The 8,943-nt window shown below is 70.4% G+C and carries 12 protein-coding genes; 7 read left to right on the forward strand and 5 right to left on the reverse strand.

All coding sequences use genetic code 11. The annotated features are described in order from the left end of the window. Window positions 1-80: 80 nt before the first annotated feature. The gene (locus tag ACWDVB_RS34855) at window positions 81-800 is read right to left on the reverse strand and encodes a PepSY domain-containing protein (protein ID WP_451512839.1); all 720 of its coding nucleotides are present in this window, start codon (window positions 798-800) and stop codon (window positions 81-83) included. Between the two features lie 154 nt (window positions 801-954). Here ACWDVB_RS34855 and ACWDVB_RS34860 point away from each other — a divergent pair, with 154 nt between their 5' ends. Continuing rightward, window positions 955-1,620, forward strand: a complete 666-nt coding sequence (locus ACWDVB_RS34860) for a response regulator transcription factor (RefSeq protein WP_451512840.1) — start codon at window positions 955-957, stop codon at window positions 1,618-1,620. After that, on the forward strand, window positions 1,617-3,050 hold the full coding sequence (locus ACWDVB_RS34865; RefSeq protein ID WP_451512841.1) for an ATP-binding protein: 1,434 nt from the start codon (window positions 1,617-1,619) through the stop codon (window positions 3,048-3,050). Before ACWDVB_RS34860 ends, ACWDVB_RS34865 begins: the two co-directional genes overlap by 4 nt. Window positions 3,051-3,080: 30 nt before the next feature. Here ACWDVB_RS34865 and ACWDVB_RS34870 read toward each other — a convergent pair whose 3' ends face one another. The 4 genes from ACWDVB_RS34870 to ACWDVB_RS34885 all read right to left on the reverse strand — a co-directional run bounded on the left by ACWDVB_RS34870 (window position 3,081) and on the right by ACWDVB_RS34885 (window position 5,779). Continuing rightward, the gene (locus ACWDVB_RS34870) at window positions 3,081-3,557 is read right to left on the reverse strand and encodes a MarR family winged helix-turn-helix transcriptional regulator (protein ID WP_451512842.1); all 477 of its coding nucleotides are present in this window, start codon (window positions 3,555-3,557) and stop codon (window positions 3,081-3,083) included. A 119-nt stretch (window positions 3,558-3,676) separates the two neighbouring features. Continuing rightward, window positions 3,677-4,492 carry an AIM24 family protein gene (locus ACWDVB_RS34875; protein ID WP_451512843.1) on the reverse strand — a complete coding sequence of 272 codons (816 nt, stop codon included), beginning with the start codon at window positions 4,490-4,492 and terminating at the stop codon, window positions 3,677-3,679. Continuing rightward, a complete protein-coding gene (locus tag ACWDVB_RS34880) occupies window positions 4,489-5,139 on the reverse strand; it encodes an AIM24 family protein (RefSeq protein ID WP_451512844.1) in 651 nt (216 codons plus the stop codon). Before ACWDVB_RS34880 ends, ACWDVB_RS34875 begins: the two co-directional genes overlap by 4 nt. 1 nt (window position 5,140) lies before the next feature. Beyond that, window positions 5,141-5,779 (reverse strand): AIM24 family protein, encoded by a 639-nt coding sequence (locus ACWDVB_RS34885; RefSeq protein ID WP_451512845.1) that lies wholly within the window; start codon window positions 5,777-5,779, stop codon window positions 5,141-5,143. Window positions 5,780-5,957: 178 nt separating this feature from the next. Here ACWDVB_RS34885 and ACWDVB_RS34890 point away from each other — a divergent pair, with 178 nt between their 5' ends. From ACWDVB_RS34890 to ACWDVB_RS34910, 5 genes are all read left to right on the forward strand, one after another. Beyond that, window positions 5,958-6,302 (forward strand): DUF3817 domain-containing protein, encoded by a 345-nt coding sequence (locus tag ACWDVB_RS34890; RefSeq protein WP_451512846.1) that lies wholly within the window; start codon window positions 5,958-5,960, stop codon window positions 6,300-6,302. Further along, window positions 6,299-6,592 carry an MTH1187 family thiamine-binding protein gene (locus tag ACWDVB_RS34895; RefSeq protein WP_451512847.1) on the forward strand — a complete coding sequence of 98 codons (294 nt, stop codon included), beginning with the start codon at window positions 6,299-6,301 and terminating at the stop codon, window positions 6,590-6,592. Before ACWDVB_RS34890 ends, ACWDVB_RS34895 begins: the two co-directional genes overlap by 4 nt. A gap of 146 nt (window positions 6,593-6,738) precedes the next feature. Beyond that, a complete protein-coding gene (locus ACWDVB_RS34900; RefSeq protein ID WP_451512848.1) occupies window positions 6,739-7,449 on the forward strand; it encodes a hypothetical protein in 711 nt (236 codons plus the stop codon). After that, a complete protein-coding gene (locus ACWDVB_RS34905) occupies window positions 7,446-8,126 on the forward strand; it encodes a DUF4166 domain-containing protein (RefSeq protein WP_451512849.1) in 681 nt (226 codons plus the stop codon). Before ACWDVB_RS34900 ends, ACWDVB_RS34905 begins: the two co-directional genes overlap by 4 nt. Further along, a complete protein-coding gene (locus tag ACWDVB_RS34910; RefSeq protein ID WP_451512850.1) occupies window positions 8,123-8,779 on the forward strand; it encodes a TetR/AcrR family transcriptional regulator in 657 nt (218 codons plus the stop codon). Before ACWDVB_RS34905 ends, ACWDVB_RS34910 begins: the two co-directional genes overlap by 4 nt. Window positions 8,780-8,943 lie beyond the last annotated feature (164 nt).

Genomic DNA, 8,943 nt, shown 5'->3' on the forward strand with positions numbered 1-8,943 from the left:
CGGGCCGCCGCTTCGCTGAAATGCCCCGGGGGCGGCGTCCCTGGACGCCGCCCCCGGGGCGGTTGTACGTACGCTGTGTGTCAGTCGTCCGAGCCGTCGGCGTCCTGGTCGTCCTGGTCGTCGTCGTGGCTGTCCGCGGACACCTTGCCGGTCTTCAGGTCGACGTTCCACTCGGACTCCGCGCCCTTGGCGCCCGTCGTCTCCACGCCCCAGGCGCCCGCCGTGCCGTCGTCGTCCAGGTCCACGGAGGTCACCGTGCCCTTGCCGGCGGCGGCGCGCGCGGCGTCCTCGGCGCTGGTGGAGGCACCCTTGAGCGCGGAGTTCACCCGGGCGGCGTCGGCGGCGTCCTCACCGTCGTCGTCCCGGTCGATCCAGGTGCCGAGCACCTTGCCGGTGCCCGCGTCGACCTCGACGTTGTGCCAGGTGCTGCCCTTCAGGATGTCGACATCCCAGACCAGGCCGCCGTCCTCCTCGTCGAGCTCGGCGGAGACCGCGGTGCCGGGGGTCTTCGCGAGGGCCGCCTTGATGGCGTCCGCGGCCGTCACCTTGGCGGCCTTGGCCTCGGCGGTGTTCTCCGCGGCGTCGTCGCTGTCCGTGGCGTCGTCGCGGTCGTCGCGGCTGTCGTCCTTGCCGTCGTCGTCACCCGTGCGGTCGTCATCCGTGCGGTCGTCGTCCTTCACCTGGACGCTCGACTGCTTGGCGGCGCTGTCGTCGTCGCCGGTGGTCGCGAGGGCGGTGGCGGTGCCTCCCGTGATCAGGGCCGCGGCGGCGACGGTGGCGATGACGATGTTGCGCTTCATGAGGAGTTCCTCCCGAGACGGTGATGCGAGAGTGGCGGCGGCCCGGGGGCCGCTGCTGTTCGCTTTCGACGAGGACCAATCTGGCTGAACGATGCTGAACGGAAGCTGAAGCCGCCTGAAGAACTCTTCAGGTTGGCTCTGCCACCCTGAACGCATGCGTTTGTTGATCGTGGAGGACGAGAAGCGGCTGGCCCTGTCGCTCGCCAAGGGCCTGACCGCCGAGGGCTACGCCGTCGACGTCGTCCACGACGGCGTCGACGGACTGCACCGGGCGAGCGAGGGCACGTACGACCTGGTCGTCCTGGACATCATGCTGCCGGGCATGAACGGATACCGCATCTGCTCGACGCTGCGCGCCGCGGGCAACGACGTGCCGATCCTGATGCTCACCGCGAAGGACGGCGAGTACGACGAGGCGGAGGGCTTGGACACGGGCGCCGACGACTACCTCACCAAGCCGTTCTCGTACGTCGTGCTCGTGGCCCGCGTGAAGGCGCTGCTGCGCCGCCGCGGCAACGGCGGCCCCTCGCCCGTCCACACCCTGGGCGACCTCAAGGTCGACACGGCCGCGCGCCGCGTCTTCCGGGGAGAGGACGAAGTCAACCTCACCGCGAAGGAGTTCGCGGTTCTGGAGCAGCTCGTGCTGCGGGCCGGGGAGGTCGTCTCCAAGGGCGACATCCTGGAGCACGTCTGGGACTTCGCGTACGAGGGGGACCCCAACATCGTCGAGGTGTACGTGAGCACGCTGCGCCGCAAGCTGGGCGCGGCCCTCATCAAGACGGTGCGCGGCGCCGGTTACCGTCTGGAGGCCCCGCGATGAGGCGCTTCTTCGGTTCCGTGCGCGCCCGCGCCACGCTCGGCGCGAGCCTGGTCGTGGCGCTCGCGCTGGTCGCGGCGGGCGCCGCCGTGCTGCTCTCGCTGCGCGCCAACCTCACCGGCCAGGCCGACGGCCGGGCGGACTCCGCCGCCCGCGAGGTCGCCTCGCAGCTCGCGGCGGGCCGGTCGTACGGCGATCTCGACCTGCCGGACGGTGACGACGCCCCGGTGCAAGTGGTCGACGAGAACGGGAAGTTGGTCGCGGCCAGCGAGGACCTGGAGCGGATCAGCGGCACCGGGATCGACGTGGTCAAGCCCGATGCCGCCGCCGCGAAGCCGTCCGAGGACGACGCGGATACGGAGAAGGCCGAACCGGGCGAGTCCGGCGAGATCGACGACGACGCCGAGTACACCGACGGGTCCGCCACCGTCGACGGCGAGAGCGCCGACTACCGCTTCGCCGCCGTCGAGGTCGGCACGGAGACCGAGGGCGACCTCACCGTCTACGCCGGCGGCTCGCTCTCCGACGAACGCAGCGCCGTGTCGACGGCGCTGACGTCCATGCTGATCGGCTTCCCCCTGCTGCTCGGCGTCGTCGCGGGCGTCACCTGGCTGGTGACGCGCCGCGCGCTGCGTCCGGTGGCCGCCATCACCGCGGAGATGTCCGCGATCACCGCGTCGGAGGACCTCGCGCGCCGCGTGCCCGAGCCGGACACGCACGACGAGATCGCCCGCCTCGCCCGCACCACGAACGAGACGCTGACCGCCCTGCAGACCTCGGTGGAGCGTCAGCGGCGCTTTGTGGCGGACGCCTCGCACGAGCTGCGCAGCCCCATCGCGTCGCTCCGCACCCAGCTCGAAGTCGGCGCCGCGCACCCGGAGTTGCTGGACGTCGACGGTGCCGTCGAGGACACCGTGCGGCTCCAGGAACTCGCCGCCGACCTGCTCCTGCTCGCCCGCCTCGACGCGGGCGAGAAGCCCGGCGAGGCCCGCGTCGACCTGGCGGCCCTCGTCCGCGAGGAGCTCTCGCAGCGCACGCGGGACCGTGTCGACGTACACATGGATCTGAAGAGCGTCGAAGTCGCGGGCTCCCGCGGCCAGTTGGCGCGGGTGCTCGGCAACCTCGTGAACAACGCGCAGCGGCACGCCCGCTCCCGCGTCACGGTCACCACCCGGGCCGATGGCGCGTGGGCGGTCCTTGAAGTGGCCGATGACGGAAGCGGTGTGCCCCCGAGCGAACGGGAGCGGATCTTCGAGCGGTTCGTACGGCTGGACGACGCGCGGACCCGCGACGAGGGCGGGGCCGGTCTGGGCCTCGCGATCGCGCGGGACGTGGCGGCGCGGCACGGCGGCACGCTCGGGGTCAGGGAGGCGCCGTCCGGGGGTGCGCTCTTCGAGCTCCGGCTGCCCACCCCTCAGTCGTCGGCGGATTGAGGGACGGCACGGCCGGTCACGCGGAGCGGGTCAGGGCTTGCCGCGCTGGGAGCGCAGATGTTCCGCGATCGGGGTCAGGGCCTTGTGCAGTTCGCCGAGCGCCTCGGGGGAGACGAGGTCGACGAAGTGCCGCCGCACGGAGGCGACGTGGTGCGGGGCGACCTTCTGCATGGTGTCCATGCCCTCGTCGGTGAGGACGGTGTAGAGGCCGCGCCGGTCGGACTCGCAGTTCTCACGGCGTACCAGGCCCGCGTTCTCCATGCGGGTGATCTGGTGCGACAGGCGGCTCTTGGACTGGAGGGTCGCGGCGGCGAGATCACTCATGCGCATCCGCAAGTCTTCCGATTCTGAGAGATGCACGAGAATGTCGTAGTCGTTCATGGTCAGGTTGAACGGCTGAAGGTCCTTTTCGAGCTGATATGTCAGCATCCTGTTGACCTCCACGTGGGTGCGCCAAGCGCACTGTTCCTCGTCGGTCAGCCACTGCGGGGCCGTCTCGGTCTCCATGGAATCGATTCTACCTAAGAAGTTGAAAGGTGAACGAATGGTGGGATGTGACGCACCTCGCATCCCCCGGTCACGGGGAGGGGCACAGGCGTTCGCCGTCACACTCCGCAGACTACCGCTCACAGCCCGAAGCGACGCTGGAGGTCCCCCAGTTGTCCGGGAAGACGCGGTGCGCCGGACTGGTGCCCTGGTGGAGTGGGAGCGCTCCGCCCGCCCGGCACCCCGGCCTGGTCCGGCACCCCTCCCGCCGCCCGCTCGGATATGAGCGCCTCGGTCGACTGGAGCAGCACCGTGCCGGCGCCCACGAACTCGAACTGGTGCTCCTCTCCCGAGGTGCCCCCGATGCCGGTCAGTGCCCGCACGCCCCCGATCACGCCCGTGAGGTAACCGTGGTCGTAGTGATGACACGGTGAAGGGCAGTCGGCCCAGCCCACGAGCGCCTGTGGATCGACCCGGATCGGCGGCTCCATGAACACCACCGGGCCGTTCGACGCGGCCACGAACTTGCCGGTTCCGATCAGCGTCAGAAAGCCCGGAACGATCGATTGCTTCAGCGCGAGAGTTGGCTGAAAAGCGAGGAGGTTGCCCGAGCGAATGGTCAGGTTGCCCTCATCCAGGTCATACGAATTGACGTCGAAGGCCCGGTCGGCGAGGAGCATCTTGCCCTGGCCGTCCGCCACGACCCAGTCACTTGCGTGCAGCGGCGAATGAAAACTGGTCCGGACCAGACGGTCGAGACGGCCGTGCCCGATGCCGTTGAAGTCGATCCGCCCGTAGTAGGCGATCATCTTGCCCTTCTGCAGGAACCACTGGCTTCCCTTGAGCTCCACGCAGAAGGTGTACGCGTTGACGTTGTCGTCGCTCGGCAGCGTCGTGGGGTCGAAGACCGCGGGCGCGCCCGCCGGGGTCGAGACAGTCGGGACATTGGGATTCACAGCTTCTCCTCCGAAGCCTGGACATACACCGCGCCGCTTCCCGACAGCTCCAGCTGGAACGCCTCTCCGGAGCCGCGGCCCACCATGTCGCGCCAGCCGAGCGCCGTGGAGAGTCTGTTGCGCACGTCGCCGTGGTGCGCGACATACGCCTGCGGGTCGACGTGGACCGGGCGCCGCGGAGTGATCGGGAGCTCGATGACGCCGCCGTGCGCCATGACGGCGACCGTGCCGTGTCCCTTCAGGGTCGTGGTGAACAGGCCCTGGCCGGTGACCTGCCCGCGCACCATGCCCATGACGCCGCCCTGGGAGCCCATGAACATCGTGCCCTGCTGGAGCGTGCCGTCGAAGGCGAGGAGCCGGTCCGCCTCCACGTACAGGGTGTCTCCGGAGAGGCCGATCACCTGGATGTGGTGACCGCCGTGCCCGAACAGGACCGTGCCGCTGCCCTCCACGGTCATCAGGGGTGTCGCCTCGCCCGCGACCCGGCGTCCGATCATGGAGGCCAGTCCGCCCTGGCCGCCCTGGAGGTTGGGCGTGAAGGAGACATCTCCCTTGTAGGCGAGCATGGCGCCGCGCTGGCTGAAGACCTTGGCGCCCGGCTCCACCGTCGCCTCGACCATCTTCGAGTTGATCTCCCGGAAGGGCATGTCAGACGTCCCCCGCGATCGTGGTGCGCTCACTGGGCTGTACGTAGACGAGGCCGTCGCCCTCGAAGCGGATCTGGAAGGCCTCGCCGCCGCCCTCGCCCATGAAGGTGCGGAAGGTGACGCCGGACTGGAAGCTCTGGCGGACGTTCCCCTGATGGGCTATGTACGCCCCCGGGTCGACCGTCAGGGGGTACTGCTGCGATACGCGCAGCACCACCGCGGGTCCGTCGGAGACGATCGCCGCCTGTCCCGTCCCCTCGACGGTCGTCGTGAACAGTCCGTTCCCCTGCGTCGCGCCGCGCAGCCCCGTGAAGCTGGTGCCGGTGCGCAGCCCCGCGTCGGTGCAGAGCAGATTGCCCGCCTCCACATACAGCTTCTCGCCGCGCAGCTCCACGAGGTTGATCTCGGTGGCGCGGTCGGCGAACCAGCAGGTGCCGTGCCCCTTCGCCTCCATCACCGTCATCTGCTCGCCGGTGACGCGGCGGGTCACCATGCCGCGGATGCCCTCGCCGCCACCGGACATCTTTTTGAAGGCCATCTGGCCGTCATAGGCGACCATCGAGCCGTTCTTCGCCTTCACGGCGTCGCCGGTCATGTCGACGGCGAGCACTCTGCTCCCTTGGAGCCGGAACGTAGCCACGAATCGACGGTAGCCGCCGCGTACCCACCCAGAACAGGGTGAAGGGCCCTGAGCGAACCCGGAGGCCACCCCGATGTCACAATGGGGGTCGCTTGTGCGTGTGTTCACAAGATCGACGCCGCCGAGCGTGCGCCTCTTTCCCGCCCCGCCCTGCCCCGCCCCTCACCGAAGGTGACCCGTGGACATCAAGACCGCTTCCGCACTCCGCCGCCTCCGCCTGGTCTCGGCCCCCGAGGCCGTCTCCTTCCTGCTGCTGCTCGTCTGCTCGGTACTCAAGCGGACCACGGAGTTCAACGCCGTGCCGGCGATGGGTATGATCCACGGCTTGCTCTTCGTCCTGTACGTGCTGTTCTGGCTGGACGCCTGGAACCGCACGAAGTGGGACCTGAAGACCGGCGTCCTGTACTTCGTCCTCTCCGTCCTGCCGACCGGCGGGTTCTTCGCCGAGCGCAAGCTCAAGCGGGAGGCCGAGTCCGCGGTGATCGCGTCGCGCGCCTGCAAGGAAGGGATCGTGAACGCATGATCGTCGCCTTCTCCGTGACCCCGCTCGGCGTCGGTGAGGACGTCGGCGAGTACGTGGCCGACGCCGTCCGTGTCGTGCGCGAGTCGGGGCTGCCGAACAAGACCGACGCCATGTTCACCTCCGTCGAGGGCGAGTGGGACGAGGTGATGGACGTCGTCAAGCGGGCCGTCGCCGTGGTGGAGGCGCGGGCGCCGCGCGTCTCCGTCGTCATGAAGGCCGACATCCGCCCCGGCGTGACGGACGGTCTCACCTCCAAGGTGGAGACGGTGGAGCGCCACCTCTCCGAGTAGCGCCCGCCGGCCTTCGCGCCGCGACTTCGAGAAGCCCCCGCCTCCTGGCGGGGGCTTCTCTGTCGCCACCGACTTGAGCGACCGCTCAAACACCGGTACCTTCCATTTGAGCAGTCGCTCAAAAGCCGCTGACGTGGGAGTTTACCGTGAGCTTGTACATCGAGGCACGGATACGCGCCGATCTCGACGACCTCTGGTCGCGCACTCAGGAGCCCGCCCACCACCAGCGCTGGGACCTGCGCTTCACCGAGATCGCCTACCTGCCGTGCGAGGAGGGCGAGCCGCAGCCCTTCCGGTACGCCACGCGCGTACTGCCCTTCCTCACGATCGCCGGCACCGGAGTCAGCGCGGGTGAGAAGCGGCGCCCCGACGGCACCCGGACGTCAGCCCTGCGCTTCGCCTCACCGCACCCGCTCTCCCTCCTCGAAGAAGGCAGCGGCTACTGGCGCTACGTACCGGCGCCGGACGGTGACGGCGTCCGCTTCCTCACCGGGTACGACTACCGCCCGCGCTGGGGCCGCCTCGGCGCGCTCGCCGACCGCGTGTGCTTCCGCCCCCTCATGGGCTGGGCGACGGCTTGGTCCTTCGACCGGCTCAGGCTCTGGCTGGAGCGCGGCATCACCCCCGAGCGCGCCCTCCTGAACGCCGTCGCCGACGTCGTCCTCCGCGTTCTCTGTGTGGCGGCGGCGGTCGTCCTCGCCCCCATGACGGCCCTCGCGGCCGCCGCGCTCGCGGTGATCCTGCCGCCGCTGCCGACCACCCCGGCGGCCCGCCGCTGTCTGCGTACCCCACCGGTACGCGCGCGTGCCCCGCGCATCCTGTCCACCCTCGCCGTCGTCGAGGAACCGCGCTCATGACGTCGATCTTCGAAACCGTGCTGGGCGCCGACTTCCACCGGCTCCACCCGCAGCTGCGCCGCCGCTTCTCCGTCGGCCTGGAGCGCGGCGAGGCATGCACCGGGCGGGGCGTCATGGACCGGATCTGGCACGGCCGGGGCTTCGTGAAGCCGTTCCTCGCCGTCGGCGGCACCCGCAACATCCTCGTCCCGCGCCAGGGCCGCGACGTCCCCTTCGTGATCGAGAACGTGCCGTACGTCGACACGTACGGCCGTGAGACGGTGAGCTTCGTGCGCACCTTCGACCTGCCCGGCGGGCCCCGCCGCTTCGACGCCCAGATGGTCCTGAGCCCCAAGGGCGACCGCGTGCTCGACTACCTCGGCACGCATCAGCACCTCGCCAGCGACCTGCACTTCCGGGCCGAGCCCGACGGCTCGCTCGTGATCCGCTCCGGAGAGCACCGGTTCCGGGAGGGGCCGGTGGACTGCCGCGTTCCGTCGCTGATCGGCGGCGACGCCGAGGTGCGGGAGTCCTACGACGAGGCCGCCGGGCGCTTCCGTATCCAGGTCCGCGTCGTCAATCGGCGCTTCGGGCCGCTCTTCGGGTACGAGGGGTCCTTCACGGCGACGTACACGGATGTCCGTGCGCGCGGGGTGCGGGCCGGGCTGCGGCCCGTCCGCGAGGAGGCGCGGGCGTGAGCGCGGCCAAGGACCCCGCCAAGGGGCAGGAGACCCGCGACAAACTCCTCGAAGGAGCGCTGCGGACGCTCACGGAGCAGGGCATCGCCAAGACGTCGGCGCGCACCATCGCGGCGGCCGCCGGGGTCAACCAGGCGCTCGTCTTCTACCACTTCGGCTCTGTGGACGACCTTCTCGCGGCGGCGTGCCGGTACGGGACGGAGCAGCGGGTGGCCCTGTATCGGGACCGTCTCTCCGAGATCGGCTCCCTCTCCGAACTGCTCGCCTTCGGGCGGGAGATGCACGAGGAGGAGCGTGCCGCCGGGCACGTCGCGGTCCTTGGGCAGTTGCTCGCGGGGGCGCAGACGCAGCCTCGGCTGGCGGTGGCCACGGCGGCGGGGCTCGCGCTCTGGGTCGAGGAGATCGAGAAGGTCCTGGTGCGGGTTCTTTCCGACTCGCCGCTGGGGGAGTTCACCGATGCGGTGGGGCTTGCGCGGGCGGTGGCGGCGTCCTTCGTCGGGATGGAGCTGTACGAAGGGGTCGACCCCGCGGGTACGGAGCGGGCCCTCACTGCTCTGGAGCAGTTGTCCCTCCTGGTGACTGCCGTCGAGGACCTCGGCCCCCTAGCCCAACGCGCCGTCCGCCACCGGCTCCGCCGGTCTTCCCGCCCCTGATGACCGGCGGTGCCTGCCCCTTCCGTAGAAGCTCCAAGCCCGCCGCTTCGCGGCGGATGTTCCCCACCCACCCACCCGTTTGCCCGGCGATGGGCATGGTGACGTAGGAGCAGGGGCAGCCCGCCCGCCCCGCCGGTCCGCAGCCGCCGGCGAGACCGGAGGGG

Source organism: Streptomyces sp. NPDC003379, assembly GCF_053589195.1.

Excerpts from the sequence above, each read along its gene's own strand:
- ACWDVB_RS34855 (WP_451512839.1), bottom strand. The coding sequence starts at position 800 with ATGAAGCGCAACATCGTCATCGCCACCGTCGCCGCCGCGGCCCTGATC.
- ACWDVB_RS34860 (WP_451512840.1), top strand. The coding sequence starts at position 955 with ATGCGTTTGTTGATCGTGGAGGACGAGAAGCGGCTGGCCCTGTCGCTC.
- ACWDVB_RS34865 (WP_451512841.1), top strand. The coding sequence starts at position 1,617 with ATGAGGCGCTTCTTCGGTTCCGTGCGCGCCCGCGCCACGCTCGGCGCG.
- ACWDVB_RS34870 (WP_451512842.1), bottom strand. The coding sequence starts at position 3,557 with ATGGAGACCGAGACGGCCCCGCAGTGGCTGACCGACGAGGAACAGTGC.
- ACWDVB_RS34880 (WP_451512844.1), bottom strand. The coding sequence starts at position 5,139 with ATGCCCTTCCGGGAGATCAACTCGAAGATGGTCGAGGCGACGGTGGAG.
- ACWDVB_RS34895 (WP_451512847.1), top strand. The coding sequence starts at position 6,299 with ATGATCGTCGCCTTCTCCGTGACCCCGCTCGGCGTCGGTGAGGACGTC.
- ACWDVB_RS34905 (WP_451512849.1), top strand. The coding sequence starts at position 7,446 with ATGACGTCGATCTTCGAAACCGTGCTGGGCGCCGACTTCCACCGGCTC.